The organism is Bacillus sp. LQ01 (assembly GCF_057624735.1).
In genome coordinates, this window is record NZ_JBYEZL010000001.1 from 2,003,092 (window position 1) to 2,025,617 (window position 22,526).

Genomic DNA, 22,526 nt, shown 5'->3' on the forward strand with positions numbered 1-22,526 from the left:
GATTGTTCCTTGTACCATGACATTCATACATAAAAAACTGCACCCCCAATTGTTAGACGGTGTCTAACAATTGGGGGTGCAGTTCAATGGCTAACTGTTTTTATTACTTTGGCATCACAAATATAGTTTCATTTGACTTAGAAAATTGATACTCTTTTCTCGCTAACTTCAAAATTTCTTCCTCATCGTCTGTTAAATTTTCTATGTTAGTCTTTAAAGAATCTTTATCTTTCTTTAAAGATACTAATTGCTTCTTTTGATCCGTAATCGTATCTTTCTTTTTATCAATTACTTCTTGTTGTTTCGTTAAAATATATTGAACATATAGAGTAGTTGCCGCAATAAAAAGGACCATTAAAATAAGTCGCCTTAACTTCTTTTTATTTATCCTACGCTTGTCACTAGGTTGTGATAATTGCTCTGGTATATTAGGAACATTTACTCGCTCGAGTTTCCTCATTCAAATCCCCCTAACCCATATTTTTCACTACCATCGGCACGTTTTCTTACTAAACTAAATTCTATTCTTATAAAATAAACTCCTTCACAAAAATATCCCATAAATTAACCAATTAAAGATAGCATTCGACGACATTTCCATATTTACACCGATTTTTTTTATACATGCTGCTATAAAATAGTAGTTTCTGTAATTCTTTTTCTACTATTGTAGAAGAGTTTTTTCACACACAAAATTCCTTCCCCACATATCCATGTTATAACATGCTTACAAGGAGGGGGAATATGCATTACCGCACATTAGGTAAAACTGGAATAACTGTTTCTGAAATAGGTTTTGGCGCATGGGCAATCGGTGGTGATGAATGGGGACCTGTTAACGATAAACAATCTATAACCGCTATAAAAAAAGCAATTGAGTGTGGTGTGAATTTTATTGATACTGCGGATGTGTATGGTTTAGGACATAGTGAAAAGTTGGTAGCTACCGCGATTAAAGGACATCGTAATGATATTATCCTATCAACGAAAGGTGGTTTAATCGGACATCACTACGACCCTAATGGAGTTCCTGTATATGATACTCCCGAAAAAATCATCGCCGTATTCGAAACAAGTTTACAACGTCTTCAAACAGATTATATTGATCTTTATTTTTGTCATATTTGGTGGCATAATCGTAGAGAAACAGAAGCATTTCTACGTGCATTTGACATATTAAAACGTGATGGCAAAGTAAGAGCAGTCGGTGTTTCGACTCATGATTTACAATACATTCATCATTTCAATAACAACAACGAAATTGATATCGTACAACTTGATTACAATATATTAAATCGAAAACCAGAAAAAGATATATTACCATTCTTACAAGAGAAAAATCTAGGAGCTGTTATTCGTGGTCCATTAAAAATGGGCATTTTAACTGGAAAATTCACAAATAAAACAATTTTTCCAGATGGAGATTTACGCAAAGATTGGCCAAATGAAATTTGGTTTCAAGAAGACTTACAAACCGTAGAGAAACTTCGGCTGCTCTCAAATAAAAATCAGACCCTAGGGCAACTTGCACTTCGCTATGTACTCTCTCATCCGGCAGTAAGTGTTGTAATTCCTGGTGCAAAAACAGGAACACAAGCACAAGAAAATGCAAATGCATCTGTTCGCCCTATTTTGAGTGATGAAGAGCTTAACTATATTCATTCAATATAAAAAGCCCAATCCGGGCTTTTTAATTTGGCAAACTAATATCATACTCCATTCGCTTCGCTGTGTCCTCCGCAACATGCACACCTAACAAGTTTTTCACAATATGAAATGCCATATTAATTCCAGCTGAAATTCCGGCAGATGTTATAATATGTCCTTCATCTACAAACTTTACATTTTCTATAACTTCAACATTTTGAAACTCATTTTTAAACTTTTCAATACTAGCCCAATGTGTTGTTGCTTTTAAACCTTCCAGTAAACCTGCTTTCGCCAGTAATAGCGCTCCTGTACAAACTGAAGTCATCAGCTTTACTTCTTTCATTTGTTGGCGAATCCATTTTATTACTATTTCATTTTTTATTTCATATTTTCTAGCACCTAGCCCACCCGGAATTATTAAAATATCCACTGGTGGTAAATTTTCAATACTATAATCTGGCTGTACCTTCAATCCATTCCTTGCTGTAATCATTTCCCCATTCTCGCTAACTGTATAAACAGTAAATGTTTTTTCTTCATTCACCTCAGTTACAGAAAAAACTTCAAATGGCCCTGCAAAGTCTAACACTTCTACTTCATTAAATAAAAATATACCAACACTCCATTTATTCATCATAAGTTCACTTCCTGTTTCAAATGATGTAAAAGGTGATTATATCCTTTTTCTAATGCAATATCATACGCTGTTTTCCCATCATTTTTCTTAATCATCTTATTAGCTCCATTTTTAAGGAGCAACATAATTATTTCTTCATTTCCTAATAATGCTGCTTCGTGGAGTCCTGTCCAGCCACCACTTTGCATAATATTTACATCTGATCCTTTTTCAATTAAGAAAGCGACAAGTTCACTTTGCTTGTTCGCAATTGCCGCTTGCAAAGGTGTATTTTCATTTTCATTTTTCGCTCTACTATGTATATCTGCACCGCTTTCTAAAAGAAAACTCGCTATTTCTTTCTGTCCAAAATAAGCTGCTAAATGAAGTGGTGTCCAGCCATCTTCACTACATTCGTTAACAATGCTTGGACTCGCCTTTATAAACTTCACTACTTTTTCCTTATTACCACTTATAACAGCTTGTGCTATTGATTGTAAATGCTCCATAATAATCTCCCATCCTTCAAAATATTTAAGCATCTCCTTCTACATGTTCTATTAATTATTATATTTTCCTTTTAAAATCTTAAGTTTACATAATAATATTATATATATTACTTTTTTGTGCTTAATGCTGAATAGCAATAATGTTAAAAATACTGCCTTTAAACAATGAAGACCATAATTTCATTAGAGTTACTGAAAAAGCAAGCAAAAAACTATACACATAGTTTTCATCATATTTGTTCATTTGCATAAAATAAAACAGGTAATGTCTATTCTGCTATTCATGCTTTCAACATATCAAATAATATTATTCCAATAAAAAAACAATCCCTTTTTAAAATGGATTGTTTTTTTATTTCTTTTTTATACTGTTTATTTCATTTTTGTATTTTCAATGATGAAATAATTACATTTACAAAAATGAAACGCTACTATCTTAACCCCTCTTATAGTAATTTTTTCGTTTGAAAACAAAAAACACACTTCCACCTTACGATTGAAAAAACATATGTAAAAGTCTCTAAAACAGCTGCCTTATCATACTAATCTATAGCAGTTCTGTCTTCTTCCCTTACCCGTTTCCTTTAACACATACGATTTTAAAACTAGCGCCGTTAATGAATCTGTTAATGTTTTATATGATAAATTTGATAATGCCAATAGATCGTTCGTATATAGCATTCTATGCTTCTCTAATAATAATAGTACTAATCGTTCAGACGGTTTTAATGCCTCATCACTTTCTAGTATAAAGTCTATATTTTTCATTTCTCTAATTATTACTCCTTATATCAAAAAATACTTTAGACGCTTATTTAATATAAAAATAATACATAACAAAATTATAAATATATTAAAATAGCACCATCTAAAAACACTATTATACTATAACATAGAAGTAGTGTTTCCCCAAATAGGAAATGCTTTTTTATATCGCTTATAAGATTCTTGCAAACCTACATAATATTTTGTACCATTACCCACCAAGTTTTCTTCTAATTTCGCTGCTCATCCTGATGTATTTGTAATCAATGAAGTTCTTCTAAATTTATAAACAAATAAAAAACGGTTCGTCTATCATGCCCTAAACATGAATGACAACCGTTTTCCAGCTTCTTCTTAATTAACATGTTCTATCTTAAATATTTCTTGCAATATGCGGCTTACTGTAATGACTTGTTCCACCGCCACCAACTACTACTTTACCGCCTTTTTCGAAAATTAATAATTTACTTGAACCATCTGCAAGAAGCACTATTACTTCAGCATTATTACTTGTTGCTACATAAATTACATAACCACTCTTTGATATACAAGTTTCCCAATTCGAATCAAATTCTGATCTTACTACACGATTTGAATACACTTGATTTTCAATTCTATCTTGTTCTACGTTTTCCAAATTGATTCCTCCCACTTCACTAAAATAGCATTTATAGGAAAATAACAGCCCTATATAAAATAGTAGCCGACTTTAACATAAATAGTATATGTAATTAGTAGGAGAATGCTTGGACAACGAAAACGAAATAGACTTCAAAAATTTCACAATTGAAACTTCTCTTTAATCATTTCCGCTACTTCTTTTGCACTCAAATACGTGTTATTAATTTTTATATACTCTTCTTTTTCAATTTCACCATGAAGAGAGTTTAATCTATGCTTTTTCATCGTTTCTTTCAAATTATTTTCAGACCACTCAATATCTCTTTTTTTCGGTTTATGTTCTAATCTATTCGGGCTTTTATTTCGTTCTAATCTTTCATCTAATTCCGCTTCCAGCTCTACAAAATGCACTGTCCCACCTTTTGATTCAAAAATACTTTCTACATGATGTATATAATCCCAATCCGCTTGGAGGTCAAATGCCCATATATACGTAAAAATCATTCCAGATAAATCACTTTTAGATACTTCTTCAAATATTTCATTACGAAATAAACTTACTAGTCTTTTTGCTTCTTTCGTACTGTAATCAAAAATTGGACTTACTAAATCAATTGTCATGTGGTTATGAAAAAGTTTTAAACCGGTTAATGTTGCTAATTCTTGCCCCACTGTCATTTTTCCAACTGCTTGTGGGCCAAATATTAATATAAGTTTCATTTATTTCCCTCCAATCTTTCTCTATAAACCATTACATAAAATAAAAAATAAGGCAGCCGATTTTAAATCGATTGCCTTATTTTTTATTCATAGTTTTAGTTCTATTCTTTTCGCACAGCTTCAAAAGTAATCATTTGATTTGCATTTGACGGTTCTTTTTCATAATCATATTCAGCAGAGCACGTAATATTAGAGAAACCTATACTTTCTAAAAGAAGTTTAAACTCTTCTATTCCATACCAGCGCAGCGCAAAGCGTTGTAGTTCTGTTTGTACTAACTGTCCTTTACTCCACTTTTCATATTTCAAATATGATACAGTAACTTGGTTCAGCCAATCTATTTCAATTGATTTATTTTCTAATGTGATTCCGTCTCCACTCGGCAAAGAGAAAGTCGATGTATGAATTTCCCCAGTCTTCCAGTCATACGGAAGCATAATATCTACGATTAATCGTCCATCTGGATTAAGATGTTCATAAAAACATTTCAATGCATTTATAGAATCCACACGATTTTCAATTAAACAAAAAGATCCAGTAGGAATGATAATTGCGTCATATTTATGCGGAAGTGAAAATTGTTGCAAGCTTCCTTCATATAAATTAGGATGTAAGCCTCTCTCTTTACAGCGCTTACGGCAAGAATCTAGCATTTCAGGTGAATAATCTATCCCATCCACTTTAAAACCAGCCTCTAGAAGCGGAATAATGACACGTCCTGAACCTACTGCGGCTTCGAGGATTCTTCCTCTACAATCTTTTAACCGTTTTTTGTAATACTCAATATCACCATTTAAAGAATAACCGACTGGTTTTGTGTAATCATACAGTTCTGTACAAAGTGTACTATAAAAGCTAAACATTTATTTTCTCCTCCGTTTTTACGTACGGAAGATTTCAATTCAACTAATCTTCCTGCACCTCTGATTTTAATGATATTTCGAAAGAGCTGACTGTCATAATATATCACTCACTTTCCATAGAATATAATGATATTGTATTACATAACCTTCCAATTTGAAATATAAAAATTAAAAATTCAGACTACAAATTAAAGAGCTTACTTTAGTAAGCTCTTTAGAAAAAATATTTATTTCACAATCGGCAATGTCACTTCACTTAATTTCACTGTAAGTTTCGTGCCAGCTTTCGGCCTAATTGTATAATCATAATCACTTGCAATTAAAACAACTCCGATTTGATGCCCCGCTTTAAATACATAATCATCTGGCTGCATGTCCCATGTAAATGTATAATCTTTGCCCGGTTGAATCGCTGTTGAATTTTCTATACTCTTTAAGTTTTGTGGATCCATCCAGCCTCTCGTTACGATTTCCGGCTTCGCTCCTCCATAGTCAACAAGTAATGCTGTTAAATTTGATACAGATCGATCAATATTTCCTGTAATTGAAATCTTTGGTGTACCACTTATACGCGTATCTTTTTGCAGTACAGGCATTGTATATACTAATCGATTTGCTACTTCTAATTCTGGGTTTGCTACTAATTGGTTTGATTTCATTTGTGCATCATCTAAGAATGAGAAAACTTTATTAGCCGCTCCCATACTTAATGGTAAATTGACTGATTTATTACTTAAATACATACGGATTTTTGAAGGTACAGCCGCTGGATCTGGCCAATTTTTTATCTTTTGCCACGTTTTATTTTCTCGTTGCACATCAACCATTGGTTCATCCATAATTCCATTTTCAATTCCGTACAACCAATAATCTAACCATTTATTTTGTGTTTGCTGCCAGTTATTACTTGATGTCCCACCATGACCACCTTGGTGTAGCCACATTTTACGCGGAACATTATTTTCTCCAAGTGCTTCCCACCATTGCGCGAACTGTTTTGTTTTAACATTCCAATCGTTTAAACCATGAACAACAAATACACTCGCTTTTACATTTTTAGCATCTTTTACATAGTTACGTTTATCCCAAAAATCATTATAATTACCTGTTTTTCGGTCTTGTCCAGCCGTTAACTCTTTTATAACTTGTCCGCAAACTTCAGGGTTTTCCCTTGTCAGTACTGCTTCTGCCATATTATCTGTATCTTCCCCTTGATATCCGCCTGGAGCAATGACTGCACCATTTGCACGATAATAATCATACCAACTACTAATTGCTGCGATTGGAATAATTGTTTTTAAACCTTCGACTCCAGTAGTCGCAACAGCATTTGGTAAAGTACCATTATAGGAAACTCCAGTCATACCTACATTTCCTGTAGACCAATTTGCCTGAACTTCCTCACCCTGTTCTGTAAATGCTTTCGCGCGACCGTTTACCCAATCAATAACAGATTTTGTCCCGAGTATCTCTTGTTCATCTCCAGTTGTAGGGCATCCATCTGATTTTCCAGTACCGATACTTTCGCCTAGAATAACTGCATAACCTCTTGGCACGTAATAGTTCCCATACGAACCAAGATTAACCGCTCCATACGGTTTTCCTTCATACGCATACAATTCTTCATCTACATTATATACAGGAACATCTTTTAATCCAGATCGATATGGACTCATTTCATAAATAACAGGAACTTTCACATTCGGATCTGTCTTTGGACGCATAACTTTTATCGATACTCTGTCTTTCTTACCGTCTCGATCACTATCAACTTCTGTCTCTACATATAAATTTTCGATAATAGCTTCATCGAGAGAATAAATCGGTTTTGTCATCCCATTTTCTAATTCAATTTTTGTACTTTTAGTCTCTTCCTTCTTCTCTGCATGCACATCCATAGTAAAGCTAGGTATAATTGTTGCAGATAGCATTGCTGACAGTGTAATTGCCATTTTCTTTTTACTCAAAATGTTCCCTCCCCTTATTCGTTCTCTTTTACTATATAACAAAATAACTGAAAATTCAGTTTTATTTTATATAAAAGTTGAGAAACTCAAAGATTTCTTATTAAGTAAAATTTAATGCAGGTATGAAAGTATTTTCCCACTTCCTCCTTCTTTATAAAGTGAAACTTTAATCAGCCCTCACCAATTGGGCGTTTACGATCAGCAGGGCCACTTCTTTGCTTTCGCTGAATTTTGAGGTGGGGTCTTACTGCCCGGCAAATAGCGGGATAAATAGAGAAAAAGACAACCGATATTTCTATCGCTTGCCTTACATTCCATTTATTATTTTTCTAACTCTTTAAAGGTATCTTTCAAGTCTTTATCAGATACCTTTATATCTGCATTTTTAAGCAGTTCTCTAGTAACTTGTTGATGGAATTGAGGATCTTGTATACGTTGCTGTTCTAATTCTTTACGAATATTCTCTTTCTCTTCCTCATACGGTTTAAGCTCTTTTTTATCCGTTAGCTTAATAATATGATATCCGAAAGAAGATTTAACAGGTTCACTCAATTGACCAACTTCTAACTTATACGCAGCATCCTCAAATTCTTTCACCATCATACCAGGTCCAAATTCAGATAGTTCCCCACCTTTTTCTTTAGAACCTGGATCCTCTGAATATTGTTTAGCCACTGCCGCGAAATCTTCGCCACTATTTAATTTTTCTTTAATTTCTTTTGCTGTCTTTTCATCTTTTACTAAAATATGGCTAACTTGAAGCTTTGGCTTATAATGATCTTTAATATCTTTTTCCGTTACGGTTGCTTTAATAGCTTTTTCAAAAGCAAAAGTAAGCTTTAATTTCTCTTTCAACTGATCTTCATTTTTCACACCATTAGATTCCATATATGTATTAAAATTATCGCCCATCTTGTCTTTTAATTCTTTTAGTTGTTTCGTTACCTCTTCATCCGTAACTTTATATTTATCATTTAATACTTTTTCTACTACCATTTCAGATAAATTCTGTTTACCGTAGTTTTCTTTTAATTTTTTGTTAAAATCACTTTCTGAAATGCTTCCTGATTTTGTCGTTACAATATTATCTGATGAACCACATGCAGATAAAGATAACGTCATCCCCATTAAAATGCTACCAATTACTAATTTCTTTCTTTTCAAATCTGAATACCTCACTTCATTAAATTCAAATATAACTATGTAAATATAACGTTTTCCTGTGAACTTCACGTGAATTTAATGAAAGTAGAACATTTGCTAATTCTCCATTTAATACATCAATTTTGAAAATTATGGTGATTCATCCTGTATCGCTAATCTCTAAAGCTGCAAAAAGGACTAATATTTTCATTAGTCCTTTTTCACATTTATATAAAATTGAATTTCTCCATCTATAGAGGAAACTCCATATTCAAAACCATGCCTTTCTAAAATACTTTTCACTATCGCTAGACCTAATCCTGTACCTGATTTTTCTTTACTACGAGAAGATTCTAGTACGTAAAAAGGCTCCCAAATTTTCTCGATATCCTTAATTTTATCCGTAGGAATGCCATTTTTTATTTGGAAATATATACTTTTATTTCTATCTTCTAATGTAATTATTATGTTTTGATTTGCTGTATATTTTATCGCATTAGAAATTAAATTTTGAAACACCATTCTCATTTTATTTAAATCTGCATAAACGATTGTATCGCCCGTATTACAATTTACTTGCAAGTTAATTTCTTTCGAATCCAGTTCAATCTGATGCTTATCTAATATACTCTGGACCAGTGGTTCAATGGGGAATTCTTCTTTTTGTAAAATATCTCTTTCTAGTTTAGAAAATCGTAATAGTTCTTCAATTAAGTTTGATATTTGATCTGTTTGTTTAATAATTGTATCTACATAAGTCCCATCATCTAATCCATCTTTAATCCCCATAGAGTATGCTTTTACTAATGCGATCGGTGTCTTTAATTCATGCGTTACATCACCCATAAATCGTTTTAAATGTTCATTACGATCAGTTAAGTCTTGATGTGCTTCATGTAGTTTTTCACTCATGATATTAATACTATTGGCCAACTCTCCTATTTCATCATTCGTTTTCACTTTCGTTCTTTTAAACTGCAAATGTGAAATATCCTGAGCCACATCACTTAACTCTTTCAGTGGTGTCGTTATTATTTTTGAAAGTATCCACACAAGTAAAATAATAAGAAGGAGCGAGAAACATAGGATATATAAGTAAAATGTATTTAACGTATTTATAATTTCATTTGAATTCGCAATAGAAGTCCCAATTAAAATTATCGTATCATCTTTCGCAATATATTTAGCAAAAAAACTCGCTTTTACCTTTCCTTGATCGTACAGTTTATTCGATTGCCCTTCCGTCTTCACTTTCATAACTTCGTCTTTCGTAATCCAAAGCTTATTTAACGTTACTTTCTTTTTCGTAAGTTGCATGCGTAACGCGTCGTTCATAGCATCTTCTGACTGATTAATTGGCGTATACGCAATTGTAACATTATTTTCACTTTCAATTGTATGAATAACATCTTCTAAATCATTGACTGGCGCATTTTGTATTTGAGTTGTAAATTCATTTAAGTTTTCACGTGTTTTATAAATATTATATTTCGGCAGGAGAAAGTTAATTAATAATAAAGAAATTGTAAATATAAGAATAACGGTTAAAGAAATGCTGAGAAATAGCTTTTTCCCAAGTTTATTCACTTTGTTCCTCCAAACTATAACCCAGCCCACGATGCGTCTTAATAATATTTTCTCCAATTTTTTTACGCAGCCTTCTTACATGTGTATCAACCGTTCTCTCTTCTCCAAAATAGTCAAATCCCCATACAATGTCTAACAATTTTTTACGAGTTAAAATAGTTCCTTTATGATTTAAAAAGCATTTTATTAATTCGAGCTCTGTTTTTGTAATTTCTAACTCTATATCATTTTTATATACTTTATTTTTGGCGAAATTTATCTTTACATCTTGTACTTGAATAATATCATCATGCTGAATAAGTTTTTTCGCTCGCGTAATTAGTACTCCTGGATGAAATGGTTTTTTCACGTACTCATCTGCCCCGCTTTGAAGCGCAGCTAATTCATCTTCACTTTCACTTTTCGCCGTAAGCATTAATACTTTTACGCTTGAATTCTTTTTTATTTCCTGACAGACAGTAATACCACTATGTTTCGGCATCATCCAATCCAAAATTGCTAAATCAATTTTTTCATCATAAAACATTTGAAGTGCTTCCTCTCCGTCTTTCGCTAATAAAACTTCGAAGCCTTCTTTTTCAAAATAAGCTTTTAAAATTCTTAACATATCTTGTTCGTCATCTGCAATTAAAACTTTCATATTTTTTCCTCCATTGCTTTTAAACAAAAACCAATTGTATCATACAACATCTTTGTTACATGAATGTGACAGAAAAATATTTAAAGCTTTTGAGGGGATAGTAATGGTGAGGTGTTGTACTATGATAAAAAAAATCGGGGTCATTTCTCTTCTTCTATTTCTATTATCAACAAATGCGTTCGCAAATACAAATCAACAAATTGAAGTATTTGATTGTCAAAAAGAAATGGTCATTCAAAAACAATCTTTAGATCCAGTAATCCAAAAAGAAGCAGTTCAATACGCTAAATCAATTACTGGTCCATTTAAAAACTTAAATGTCGTTCCAAAAGATGGCTATATGATAAAAATCCCTTTATCTAAGCCGGTTTCTATTACTAATCAATGGTTACACACTACAATAGACGAAGTACTTATACTACTCCCACTAAAAGAAAAGCCTTATATTATGCTTTATGATGATGAAAATAATCCGCATTTTTATTATGTAAAAGGTAAACCAGGATTATTATTGAAACAAATGAAGGTTAAAACATAATTGACTGAAAAGGAGTCACCTTATAAGCTAAATTTTAAAAGCTAAGGTGCTCTTTTTTATAATAACAATTTAGTAAATGAAATTATAAAAGTTGTCTTTTAATATAAGGATCGCAACTTCATATATCAGCGATTTTTAAGATATATCGATTTACCAACAAAAAACCTGTTCGTAGCTATTATTTGGATAGCAATCTCTATAATAGTTTGTAGTGACTCGATCCCTTATATAATCCCCCTTTTACAAATCCATTCGCAGTATAAAACACATCCCCTTGCTTCGTGTCAGTATGTAAAACAATCACTTCAAAATATTTTTCCGCATGACATAATAGTTGGTTTAATAATAAGTTCCCTAACCCTATACGCCGATAATCCCTTGAAATATAAAATCTCCTTAACCGCCCAATCTTATTGTCTTTTGTGTACGGATCCTCATTTAAACCTCCAACTCCAATTAACATATCACCTTGGAAAACACCATATAAACATTCTCCAGTTTTATTGAATACATTTATTTTGTTTTTATATTCATTTATTAGCCTTATAAGGAAACTAAAACCTTCTTCTTCACTTTCTTGAACGAGATGACTGAATTCATATTCCATTAAATTTTCTATTTGTTGAATATGTATATCTTTCAAGTCCATTCCCCCTAAGTATGAAAATACATAAAAATGCTCGAGAATCATTTATTCTGAGCATTTTTATGCTTATTACTTTATTTAATTCATAGTATGCATATACTTCACTTCATATGTAAATCGATAATACAGTTGATTAATTTTATTATGAAAATATAAGAGCCTTGTTACAATCTAGTGTGTCGTAAGGCTCTTTAAAGTTTTTTAATTCTTATTGAACTAAAGCATCTGTTTGTTTAAGTGTATACATTCACCATTTATAAATTCTCTCAAATATACTATAAGTTTATATATTTCTCATTCTTCTCTAACAGGTTCAAAATAAATTGTAATTTGTTAATCGATATGTTTGTGTAACCACTGTTCAAATATCTTTAACTGTTCTTCAGTATGAAAGTAATGTTCACCCGTCTCCATAACTTCTAATTCACAACGATGTTTTTTTGTAAAATAGTTAATAGTTTCAAATTCGCACAGTTCATCCTTGGCTCCGTACATAATATATGTATCTATATTCCATATATTAATAGGATGTTCTTTTACATAGCATAAATAATCCCAATGTAACTTTTGACCAATAGGTGTCTCTATAGTCATTTCTTTTTGCAAAAGCTCTGGTGTTACATTAAACCATTTCATCATATTTTCGATAATTCGTTCCATATTAACTACTGGTGATAAAAATAATGCCTTTTCTACCACATCATTTTGATAAGCTAAAAGGCTAAAATACGCTCCCATACTACATGCAAACACGTTTATTTCTTTCCAATGTTCTTTTGCATAATTCATAATTATAGATAATTCACTAACACAAATCTGTACTTTGCAAGGCGTATTATCATCTTTTCTTTCTCCATGCTCAGGTAAATCAAAGCTTAATACTTGATAACCTTTTTGTTTGGCTTCTTCAGCTAATATTTGAATAATTGTATCTTCCTTATTTGACATATTTCCATGTACTGCAATAAAAATTTTATCACTCTTATCTCCCCATAAAACCGCAGGAATATTACTAATTTTAAAATTATTTTTAATCATACTCCCTCCATAAAATAAGACATATAGGACTTGGAAAAAATGCACACACTTTTTATCTCTGTACAGCAGGCAGTATCCGCTTTAACTCTATTAAATCATCTATTACTACATCAGCCTGAGCAAGTTCATCTTCTTGCGCAAAATCAAAATTGCACCCAATTGCAAGTAAACCGTTGTCTTTCGCTGCATTTATATCAGATAGCCGGTCACCAACTACCGCTGCCTCTTTTATATCATATTTGTTCATAATACTTTTAACTAAGTCACCTTTATTTAGCGATTGTATTTGTTCAATACTAAACGTTTCAATCACCCACTTATCTAAAGCATAATAAGTTACGATTGCTCGTAAATATTCTTTCAAACCATTACTAGCAATGTAAATGGAACAATTATTTTCTTTTATATATGTAAATATTTCTTTTACATTTGGATATAAAGCGCCTTTTCCGCTTTTTATGTTTTCAATAAGTCTATCTAAAAAATATGCATCTGTTTGTTCTCTTATTTCAATAGAATGGTCCGGTAATAAAGCTTCCCAAACTTTCGGTAACGGCACACCCATAATTTCTCTATATTTATCAATTGGTGTTACTGTATCCCATAATTGTAATGATCTTAAGTGATCAAAAGTATCATCTAATGATAATTCTAAAATTTTATCTGTTTGAAATAACGTACCATCCATATCAAAAATTAATGCTTGTAACATTCCTATCTCTCCTTTTGGACTATGGTTTTACCAGATATATTTTTAAGCATCTCAATAATAATTTCTGAGCAATAATTCGCAGCAGTTTTCGCGAAGTCATCATAAGAAATTTGAGCTTCATCATTTGCGCTGTCAGAAATACATCTTATAATGAGAAACGGTATATCATTTATATAGGCAACATGTCCAATTGCTGCCCCTTCCATTTCTGTACAATGAGGTGCGTATTCGTCTATTAATTTCGCCTTTAACTTTGAATCTTCAACAAAACATTCACCGCTGACAATTCTTCCTTCATGAACTGCAATCTGTAAACTACTACTAATACAAGCTTTACGTGCTAACTCTACCAATTCCTTACTTGCAATAAATTCTTCTTGGAACGGAAATAAGTTTTTCATTTGAGTTTTACTTACATCATGATGAGTAACATTCGTTGAAATAACTATATCGCCGACTTTTACATCTGAATGTAATCCACCAGCAACGCCCGTATTAATGATAGAGTCTACATCAAATTTATGAATTAATGTTTGCGCGCATGCAGCTGCATTTACTTTCCCTACACCAGAACGTGTAATAATTACTTCTGTTCCCATGAATTCTCCAATATAAAAAGGCATTCCCGCTATTGTCTGTTCCTCTTGTATAACTAGTTTTTCTAAAAGTAAATCTATTTCAATTTGCATTGCTCCAATAATGCCGATTCTGTTCATGTATGTAGTCTCCTCTTTATTTATAAGTCAGCCAATATATTATGTAATACACCATAATTTTCAGCTATCCAATTCATTTCATCTGCAAAGCGTGAAGGTGGTACACTATGCTGATCCATATTGGCATGGATCCACCAAGTACTCTCCATGTACCAAAGCATTTGAATTGCCCGAACAATATTCCCTACTGGAAAGTCTACTTCATTGCGGTACCCTTCTAAAAATGATGCAACAAGACTCTTATTTAATACTCCGTCACTTAATGCGCACGATATAACTACACGGCCAATATCTAACTCTACATAATCGTAATCCATGCGATCAAAATCAAGAATCGCTGATACTTTATCATTAAGAAACAAGAAATTATCTACCCATAAATCACGGTGCACCCATCCCCTTTGGCTATTATGAAATTGTTCTGTATTTACCAATTGTGTTGCTTCTTGTTGTAATTTTATATAAGGGAGAATGTGCTCTTTTCCTAGTTTCTCTACTTCTCTCCTTTTATCTTCCCAATGTTTCAATCTCGCCTCTTTAGTAGGTGGAACAAATTTAGGATTTTCTCCTTTTATTAAAGAGCCATCATTTAACAAGTTATGCATATAGCCTATCGTCTGACCAAGAGAGTGAATTTCCTTTTGATTCACTTTTCCTGGTGAAACTAAGCTACCTTCCTTATGTTCTAATACTATAAATCTTTCATCACTTTTTGATATATGCATTACATTATTTTTATAAATTAATACTTTTGGACAACTTACACCATTATTATGTAATCTTTGCTGTTGTTGTAATGCTTGTATTAAAAGGTCTGAGTTATACATTTTGTACCGTTCTTGATTATATTGCTTTAATACAAAATCCCCTGCATCCGTTTCGAGTTTCCACTTCAAATTTAGCCAACCACGATGAATAGGTATTGCATTTCGAATTTTAAATTCAAATAAAGTTTCACATTCTACTTTCAACTCTTGAAAAATCATTGTAGCTTTTTCATTAGATAACGGCACTATCATCTTACTTGTCCTTTCTTAACTTGGCATTCCTTTCACTCTCTCTAACATAACCGATAATAAAAATTTCGGAAGTACAAGTTGTCTCTTTAATCTTTTCGGCTGTGAGAGTAACCTATACAGCCATTCAGTTCCAGTATCCCTCATTATTTTTGGTGCTCTTTTTACAGTACCAGATATTATATCAATCATGCCTCCGATACCAATAGATAGCGGAACGTTTAATGTTTGTATGTTTTCATAGATGAACTCTTCTTGTTTTGGTGAACCTAGTCCTACGAGTAGTAAATGCGGCTTGAACTGCTTAATTTTCATTTTTATTTCCTCTATTTCTTCACCATTTACAAATCCATGCTGTCCTTTAAATTGTGCTCCTGGGAACTGCTCATTTAATTTTTCTAATGCCTTTTTATTACTTTCTGGCGCAGCTCCAAAAAGAAAGACACGATATTCATTGTCGTTACAATATTTTATTAAATCGTGAGTTAAATCCGCCCCAGTAACACGTTCTTTCAAACTTCCTTTTAATATTTTCGAGCCAATTATGACACCAATCCCATCCGCTGTTATTAAATCCGCAGATAGTAACATCTTTTTAAATTCCTTTGATTTTTCCGTATTTTCCTTTGCAGACATAACAATTTCAGGATTTGCAGTTACTACAAACCTTGGTTTCTCTTGTTGTTCATGTAGCCAACCTTTTAATAAACTTATAGCTTTTGCATATTCTAAAGTTGAAAAAGGTATACCTTTTATAAACTGCTGATCCACTGTACTCTCCCCTTACATAAGCTGCAAATATTCATCAATGTCTTTAGAAATTTGAATAAAAGCTTTATTCCAAAATTCATAATTTCTTATATCTATTTCAAAATGTTTTTTCATAAGCTCCTCTACTGGAGCCTTTCCTGTTTCTCGTAAGAACTCTTTATATTTCGAATGAAAAGTACTTTTACCTTCTTGAGCTATTTCTAATAAGCTAAAACTTACTAAATATCCAAATGTGTATGGATAATTGTAAAAAGAAACATCTGCTATATAAAATTGAATATATTTCATCCATACAAACGGCTGGTATTCACTTAAAGCTTTTCCATAAGCTTCTTTTTGTGCAATTATAGATAATTTCTCAATTTCATCAGCACTTAAAGGACCCTCTTTACATTTTTCATAAAATGTTTTTTCAAACTGATACGATGCTCGTATTGCCATTACATAATTAAAACTATTTCTTATTTTCCAGCTAAGTAATGACTTTTTCATATCTTTACTATCCGTTGTTTCAATTAGATAATTTAAGAGTACCGTTTCAAAGAAAATAGATGCTGATTCAGCCGTACTCATTGGCAAATAATCATCTAAAAAAGATGTAGATTGTTCAAAACTCATATTATAAAAATGCCAAGCATGTCCTAATTCATGAGCGAGCACTCTTACACTATCTATACTCCCATCATAACGAATGGAAATTCGCGATTCTTTCTCACTGAAAAATGGAGCACAAAACCCACCTGGTGGTTTATTCTCTCTCGGTTCAGCATCTACCCAACCACTTTCTATCGCATTACGTGCAAATTCTGCTAATTCTTCATCAATATTCTTACATGCATCATAAACGTTTTGTATTGCTACTGAAAAAGGAATCATGATCTCATTACTTTCCTTTACCGTCATAAGTTCATGCCATGTAATTGAAGCTTTTCCTTTCTTATACACGTTTAAAGCACTTACTAATTTATCAAGGTTTTCTTCTGTCGCATTCCACATTTGGAATAATACAGTTTCTGAAATGCCATTCGCATGAAAAGATTGTGTTAAAATCTCTCTATCTTCTATTTCATTACTCTTTGCATTACGCAATCTCCCTATTTGATTTAATACAGTAGCAAAGATTTCTTTTTCCTTATGTAAAGTACTTGTAAGTAACTCGAATACTTCTAATCTTTCCTTTTCATTATCACTATTCATTGCAATAGTATTTGCTTGTCCAAAGGATAATTGTTTATTATTGTGCTCTATTTCTATCCTATCCCGTAATTGTATGTACATATTTTCCCAAGCATTAAGCTCATCTTTTATTAACTTAGTATTATCTGAAGTTTCCACTTCATTATGTTTTATTACTTGCTGTAATTCATTTTTTAGTTCCTTCACTTTCACGGTCAATTTAGTAAGGTCAGATGGTACACTTTCTTCAACTGATCTACAGTACAAATAGTATTCTGTTTTCTCAATAGCTTGTATTAGCTTTGAAAGAACCTCTACATCTTTTGTTACAAAATATTTCTCTTTCAACTCCAAAATTGGAAATAGAATATCCTCATTCAAATACAAGCGATTTAAATCCCATCTAGCAATTTCTTGCATTTTTATAGTCGCCTCCTATTTTTACAAATAGTTACAGATATTTCTCCCCACACAATTATATATGAAATGGCAAAATTTTGATATCTTCAAATATTTAAATTCCTACAAATACATTCTTATTTATACTCTTTTCTTCTACCATTAAGTATCATTCCACATATAAAAAATACTCCCTCTACAAGAGAGCAATTCATATAGGAAAACTTCAAAGATTTTATCTTCACCAATACCATATCGACCGGTAATCACAGATTAAAGAAAAAAGGATTGATCAAATGATCAATCCTTTACTCTACTTCATTTAAGAAAAATAACGTTATAACGCCAGGTCCTGTATGTGCTCCGATTGCTGCACCAATTGTATTTACGATAAATACTTCACAACCGAATCTTTCCGTAATTAATGATTTTAATGCTTCCGCTGTTTCTAAGTCATCACCATGAGTGATACCGATTGTTTGACCTTTAAGGTCTTTACCACGCTCTTCCATAATATCAACAATTCGGCTTAATACTTTCTTTTTCCCTCTTACCTTTTCAAGTGGTACAAGTTTTCCTTCTTCCACGTTTAAGATAGGCTTAATGTTTAGTAAACCACCGATAAAACCAGCTACTTTACTTAAACGTCCACCTCTAACAAGGTACTGTAAGTCAGCTACAGTGAAGATGTGCTCCATATGGTTCATTAGAAAAGCGACACGGTTTAAAATATCTTCTTTTGATGCGCCGTCTTTTGCCATTTTAGCAGCTTCTAAAACGACAAGACCTTGACCAAGCGAAGCACATTTTGTATCAATAATTTCTAAATCTAAATCTGCATATGTTTCTTTTACTTCCTCTTTAATGACAACTGATGATTGATATGTACCAGACAGTTCAGATGAAAAAGCTAAATATATACAAGGATTACCTTCTTTTGCATAAGAAACAAATTTTTCTTGGAAAGTTTCAAGTGAAGGCAATGATGTTCTATAAACAGCGCCTTCTCTCATTTTTTGTAATAATGTAACTGACTCTAATGTTACTCCATCTAAATACTCTGTTTCTGCTTCATCATATACACGGAGTGGAATTAAATCAATATCATATGCTTGCAGCAATTCTACTGGTAAATCCGCCGCACTATCCGTAATGATTTTAACACTCATTTTTAAACCTCTATTCTGTTATAAATATAAAATAATAAAATAAAAATAGTACTTTTAAATTATATACGTAAAACTTAAATGAAGAAAGGAAAACACTTTATATTGTATGCACTATTCTTCAAAACTTGAACTATTAATGAAAATGATTCTATTTTAAACACCTTTTTCTTATTATTTTTCTATAACACGAGTAATTTTATAAGTATTTTGTATCCGTATATTTTACTTCTTTAACTTAATATTAACTTTTCAAATTCATACTGTTTAAAATTGAAAAGCCAAATCCAATAAAGGAAATGGCTTTTCAATTTTCATAAAATAACCAAACTTTATTTTCCATCACATTGTTTGTTTACATTCATACTTTGGTGATGTTGAATATTAGTCCAGTTATGATAAATATTTATAGCCTGTACTATAATTAAAACAGTGAATATTTACCTGTAAGATGCACTATATCTAAATAAGGTTAAACATTTTATAAAATATTTAATTTTACTAGTAAAGCTAATAAAATTTGGAGAAGAATTTGAACATTTACTGCTATGTCTGTATCTGTAGTCGTAACTGTAACATTTCTAGAATTTCTAATAACAGTTTCTTGTTTATTAATTTGTTTAATAGATGATTTTTGAAACAATTCTTGTGCTACACGGTCAGCTTTTTCACTATCTGCTATAGAAATACTTATTATAACCACGATAGCTGCTTGTAATGCAGCTTGAATAGATAACGCAGCTTTTGTATCTGTAGTAGTAACTTCTACATCTGCTGAATCAACTATTGTAATAGATTCTTCAGAAATTTGGTAAGTTTTACTTTCTTGTGCTGCAGCTTCTGAAACGGTAGCATTTTTAAAAGATGGATGAGGATTTGAGGAGTCTAATGCACTCCACCTTTTATTTTCATCTGAATGACATGTTTTTTTCATACATTCACCCCCTTTCAATCTAAATAATTATTAACTTGTGATTGTATTTCAGAAACAATACTTTTAATTTGCTGCTTTTTTTCTGGCGATAAATTTTTTAGTTTTTCTTCATTTATCCCATGCCTATTAAAAATATCTGAGAGTAAAAGGTCTATAATTATATTCTTTTGATCCTTATCAAACTTAAAGGAAGAAAATTTATTTAAATCATCCATTTACAATATTCACTCCTATCAGTTTTCTATAAAAATTTAGATTAACTACCAGCATTATATGTATTTAAATAAAAAATGCTTGGACAAGTAACTTAATCTTTTATTTTCACGGCTTTTTACTAATAAAATCAAAAAGCTGTCTTCTAATACGAAGACAGCTTTCCTTTACTTCACATATATAAGTTTTATTCACTGTTAAATAATAGGTTCACCTTTGTTATTGTGTAGTTTTCCACACTTAATTTCCCATCAATCTTGAATATTAATTCAGTCATAATGAGAAAGTCCAAGCTTGTACCACATATTACAACAAAAAATATTTACTTAGAGTGAACCCTTATAGCTAAATATAAATAGGATAGACACTTTATAAAATGTTTAGTTTAACTAGTAACGCTAATAAAATTTGAAGAAGAATTTGAATATTCACTGCAATATCTGTATCAGTAGTTGTTACGGTTACGTTTCTGGAATTTTTAATAAATGTTTTTTGTCTATTAATTTGTTTAATAGATGATTTTTGAAACAATTCTTGTGTTATTTTATCTGCCTTTTCACTATCTGCTATAGAAATACTTACTACAACCACAATAGCTGCTTGTAACGCGGCTTGGATAGATAGTGCAGCTTTTGTATCTGTAGTAGTAACTTGTACATCTGCTGAATCTACTATTTCAATATATTCCTCAGAAACTTGATCGATTTCATCTGTTTGTATAGCTTCTTCTAAAAAATTTGCATTTTTACTAAATGAATAAGAATTTACTGATTCGGAATCCTGTTTTTTTGGTTCAGAACCCCGATTTAATGGATCACGTTTTTTCTTTCTTCTACAAACTTCACAATCACACATAAAATCACCCCTTTTAGTCTAAAAAATTAGCAATATAAAAATATTGGCTAACTACTAGCATTTTATGTATTTTTAAAAAAATTGTTTGGACAAGTAACTGAATTTATATTTTATTTCTAATTCTTTTTTGTAATAACAAAAAGCTGCCTTCTAATAAGAAGACAACCCTCTTTTATTTCACATTTATATAAAAGACCCATACTTAAATACATTTAACTTCATATGATATATTGCATCCTTTCTTTTTAGAATGAGTAGTCGTTACTGAAGGGCACTTTTCGAAGTGCTCTTATCTTTAATCCCCCTCTTTTTCAGGAAGAATTTTTTTTACTAAATCCTAATATGATTTGTATCACTAGGGCTGGCGATTACCACATTTCCTTAATAGCTTCAATGAATACAGTAGCTACTAATTAAAATAACCCTATGATTTTCTCTACACTTAAACAATCGTGCGTTACCGAACACATAAACTAATTTTTATTTTGACTATGTAACACTAAATTTACAAGATTATTATCCTATGTTTGGTGAAGCCATCATTTCAATGCCAGCAATCCCACACTTTTAACTAATAACTTAAACAAATGTGCTATCTCAAGGTTCTTTTGATATAGTATCTTATGTTCTATATAATGAAGAGAGCGCTAGTATTCCGAAGGAGGATGTATATGAGTATTCAATTGGCCACATCTAACGATTTAGAATGGATTAATAACCAATATGACTCAATAGGATTTGTACGGAGTGATTTAAAGAGAGATAAAGTTGCAATTATTACATATAACAACGAGTATGCAGGCGTTGGCCGATTAGTCCAAATAGATGAAGATACTTTAGAAATGGGCGGAATTTTTATTCTGCCTCAATTTAGAGGGCTACAATTAGCTGGTGAGCTTGTTTTATTTTTAGTAGAAACTGCAAAAAAATCACAAATACAAAATGTATATTGTCTTCCTTTTGAGGAATTAGAAAACTTTTATAAGAAATATGGATATACTGAAGTCAATACTACGAAAGAAGCAGTCCATCCAATTATTCTAAAAAAATATAATTGGTGTTTGGAGAATTACGATAAACACGTTCTACTCTTCAAATTGTAAATGTAATAAAAAAATATATTCTCAATCGTTTTTCTATCAGTACTCCTAATCGGAGCTAAGGATTAATCAAAGATATTTTATCTCTCCTTTTATAAATGGCTGATTAAAACTCAATGTTCTGTCAATACTATAGGTAACATGATTGTATTTCTCCATTCCCCC

General features: G+C 31.7%; 25 protein-coding genes. 3 read left to right on the forward strand and 22 right to left on the reverse strand.

The window, feature by feature from the left end:
• Positions 1 to 103: 103 nt before the first annotated feature.
• Positions 104 to 460 (reverse strand): FtsB family cell division protein, encoded by a 357-nt coding sequence (locus tag AC22L0_RS10480; RefSeq protein ID WP_001228371.1) that lies wholly within the window; start codon positions 458 to 460, stop codon positions 104 to 106.
• 284 nt (positions 461 to 744) lie between these two features.
• Between AC22L0_RS10480 and AC22L0_RS10485 the strand changes: the two genes are divergently transcribed.
• Positions 745 to 1,671 carry an aldo/keto reductase gene (locus AC22L0_RS10485; RefSeq protein WP_016110146.1) on the forward strand — a complete coding sequence of 309 codons (927 nt, stop codon included), beginning with the start codon at positions 745 to 747 and terminating at the stop codon, positions 1,669 to 1,671.
• A 19-nt stretch (positions 1,672 to 1,690) separates the two neighbouring features.
• On the opposite strand, the gene AC22L0_RS10490 is transcribed toward AC22L0_RS10485, so the two are convergent.
• The 10 genes from AC22L0_RS10490 to AC22L0_RS10535 all read right to left on the reverse strand — a co-directional run bounded on the left by AC22L0_RS10490 (position 1,691) and on the right by AC22L0_RS10535 (position 11,081).
• A complete protein-coding gene (locus AC22L0_RS10490; protein WP_000981432.1) occupies positions 1,691 to 2,287 on the reverse strand; it encodes a DJ-1/PfpI family protein in 597 nt (198 codons plus the stop codon).
• Positions 2,284 to 2,775, reverse strand: coding sequence for an ankyrin repeat domain-containing protein (locus AC22L0_RS10495; RefSeq protein WP_000400681.1), 492 nt, complete (start codon positions 2,773 to 2,775; stop codon positions 2,284 to 2,286). Before AC22L0_RS10495 ends, AC22L0_RS10490 begins: the two co-directional genes overlap by 4 nt.
• Positions 2,776 to 3,312: 537 nt before the next feature.
• A complete protein-coding gene (locus AC22L0_RS10500) occupies positions 3,313 to 3,543 on the reverse strand; it encodes a hypothetical protein (RefSeq protein ID WP_000789031.1) in 231 nt (76 codons plus the stop codon).
• Positions 3,544 to 3,913: 370 nt separating this feature from the next.
• Positions 3,914 to 4,177 (reverse strand): hypothetical protein, encoded by a 264-nt coding sequence (locus AC22L0_RS10505; protein WP_000432429.1) that lies wholly within the window; start codon positions 4,175 to 4,177, stop codon positions 3,914 to 3,916.
• A 143-nt stretch (positions 4,178 to 4,320) separates the two neighbouring features.
• Positions 4,321 to 4,881, reverse strand: coding sequence for an AAA family ATPase (locus tag AC22L0_RS10510; RefSeq protein WP_000767061.1), 561 nt, complete (start codon positions 4,879 to 4,881; stop codon positions 4,321 to 4,323).
• A 101-nt stretch (positions 4,882 to 4,982) separates the two neighbouring features.
• A complete protein-coding gene (locus AC22L0_RS10515) occupies positions 4,983 to 5,744 on the reverse strand; it encodes a class I SAM-dependent methyltransferase (protein ID WP_000490928.1) in 762 nt (253 codons plus the stop codon).
• A 227-nt stretch (positions 5,745 to 5,971) separates the two neighbouring features.
• Positions 5,972 to 7,711: a Xaa-Pro dipeptidyl-peptidase gene (locus tag AC22L0_RS10520; protein WP_000038300.1), complete on the reverse strand. Its 1,740-nt coding sequence runs from the start codon at positions 7,709 to 7,711 to the stop codon at positions 5,972 to 5,974.
• A gap of 321 nt (positions 7,712 to 8,032) precedes the next feature.
• Positions 8,033 to 8,875 carry a peptidylprolyl isomerase PrsA gene (locus tag AC22L0_RS10525; RefSeq protein ID WP_002101055.1) on the reverse strand — a complete coding sequence of 281 codons (843 nt, stop codon included), beginning with the start codon at positions 8,873 to 8,875 and terminating at the stop codon, positions 8,033 to 8,035.
• 189 nt (positions 8,876 to 9,064) lie between these two features.
• Positions 9,065 to 10,441, reverse strand: a complete 1,377-nt coding sequence (locus AC22L0_RS10530) for a sensor histidine kinase (RefSeq protein ID WP_053514321.1) — start codon at positions 10,439 to 10,441, stop codon at positions 9,065 to 9,067.
• Positions 10,434 to 11,081: a response regulator transcription factor gene (locus tag AC22L0_RS10535; RefSeq protein WP_000865984.1), complete on the reverse strand. Its 648-nt coding sequence runs from the start codon at positions 11,079 to 11,081 to the stop codon at positions 10,434 to 10,436. The genes AC22L0_RS10530 and AC22L0_RS10535 overlap by 8 nt, the downstream gene beginning before the upstream one ends.
• Before the next feature lie 121 nt (positions 11,082 to 11,202).
• Here AC22L0_RS10535 and AC22L0_RS10540 point away from each other — a divergent pair, with 121 nt between their 5' ends.
• A complete protein-coding gene (locus tag AC22L0_RS10540) occupies positions 11,203 to 11,619 on the forward strand; it encodes a hypothetical protein (protein ID WP_000591772.1) in 417 nt (138 codons plus the stop codon).
• 196 nt (positions 11,620 to 11,815) lie between these two features.
• Here AC22L0_RS10540 and AC22L0_RS10545 read toward each other — a convergent pair whose 3' ends face one another.
• The 11 genes from AC22L0_RS10545 to AC22L0_RS10595 form a co-directional block, all read right to left on the reverse strand.
• Positions 11,816 to 12,310 carry a GNAT family N-acetyltransferase gene (locus AC22L0_RS10545; RefSeq protein WP_002103229.1) on the reverse strand — a complete coding sequence of 165 codons (495 nt, stop codon included), beginning with the start codon at positions 12,308 to 12,310 and terminating at the stop codon, positions 11,816 to 11,818.
• A 288-nt stretch (positions 12,311 to 12,598) separates the two neighbouring features.
• A complete protein-coding gene (locus tag AC22L0_RS10550) occupies positions 12,599 to 13,303 on the reverse strand; it encodes an alpha/beta hydrolase (RefSeq protein WP_000594616.1) in 705 nt (234 codons plus the stop codon).
• Positions 13,304 to 13,355: 52 nt separating this feature from the next.
• Positions 13,356 to 14,015 (reverse strand): HAD family hydrolase, encoded by a 660-nt coding sequence (locus tag AC22L0_RS10555; RefSeq protein WP_087967014.1) that lies wholly within the window; start codon positions 14,013 to 14,015, stop codon positions 13,356 to 13,358.
• Between the two features lie 2 nt (positions 14,016 to 14,017).
• Positions 14,018 to 14,731: a 5'-methylthioadenosine/adenosylhomocysteine nucleosidase gene (locus AC22L0_RS10560; protein WP_001079723.1), complete on the reverse strand. Its 714-nt coding sequence runs from the start codon at positions 14,729 to 14,731 to the stop codon at positions 14,018 to 14,020.
• A gap of 20 nt (positions 14,732 to 14,751) precedes the next feature.
• Entirely contained in the window at positions 14,752 to 15,750 is a 999-nt protein-coding gene (locus AC22L0_RS10565; protein ID WP_087967013.1) for a phosphotransferase, read from the reverse strand.
• 15 nt (positions 15,751 to 15,765) lie between these two features.
• Complete coding sequence (locus AC22L0_RS10570; protein ID WP_000372652.1) at positions 15,766 to 16,518, reverse strand: WecB/TagA/CpsF family glycosyltransferase; 753 nt, start codon at positions 16,516 to 16,518, stop codon at positions 15,766 to 15,768.
• 12 nt (positions 16,519 to 16,530) lie between these two features.
• Positions 16,531 to 18,114 carry a M3 family metallopeptidase gene (locus AC22L0_RS10575; RefSeq protein ID WP_001155356.1) on the reverse strand — a complete coding sequence of 528 codons (1,584 nt, stop codon included), beginning with the start codon at positions 18,112 to 18,114 and terminating at the stop codon, positions 16,531 to 16,533.
• Positions 18,115 to 18,401: 287 nt separating this feature from the next.
• Positions 18,402 to 19,262, reverse strand: a complete 861-nt coding sequence (locus AC22L0_RS10580; RefSeq protein WP_000111645.1) for a DegV family protein — start codon at positions 19,260 to 19,262, stop codon at positions 18,402 to 18,404.
• Between the two features lie 478 nt (positions 19,263 to 19,740).
• The gene (locus tag AC22L0_RS10585) at positions 19,741 to 20,193 is read right to left on the reverse strand and encodes a spore coat protein (protein ID WP_000750486.1); all 453 of its coding nucleotides are present in this window, start codon (positions 20,191 to 20,193) and stop codon (positions 19,741 to 19,743) included.
• Positions 20,194 to 20,207: 14 nt separating this feature from the next.
• Positions 20,208 to 20,408 (reverse strand): spore coat protein W, encoded by a 201-nt coding sequence (locus tag AC22L0_RS10590; RefSeq protein WP_000342253.1) that lies wholly within the window; start codon positions 20,406 to 20,408, stop codon positions 20,208 to 20,210.
• Positions 20,409 to 20,775: 367 nt separating this feature from the next.
• Entirely contained in the window at positions 20,776 to 21,261 is a 486-nt protein-coding gene (locus AC22L0_RS10595) for a spore coat protein (protein ID WP_000332786.1), read from the reverse strand.
• Positions 21,262 to 21,932: 671 nt separating this feature from the next.
• On the opposite strand from AC22L0_RS10595, the gene AC22L0_RS10600 reads away from it, so the two are divergent.
• On the forward strand, positions 21,933 to 22,364 hold the full coding sequence (locus tag AC22L0_RS10600) for a GNAT family N-acetyltransferase (protein ID WP_000027150.1): 432 nt from the start codon (positions 21,933 to 21,935) through the stop codon (positions 22,362 to 22,364).
• The last annotated feature ends 162 nt before the right edge of the window (positions 22,365 to 22,526 follow it).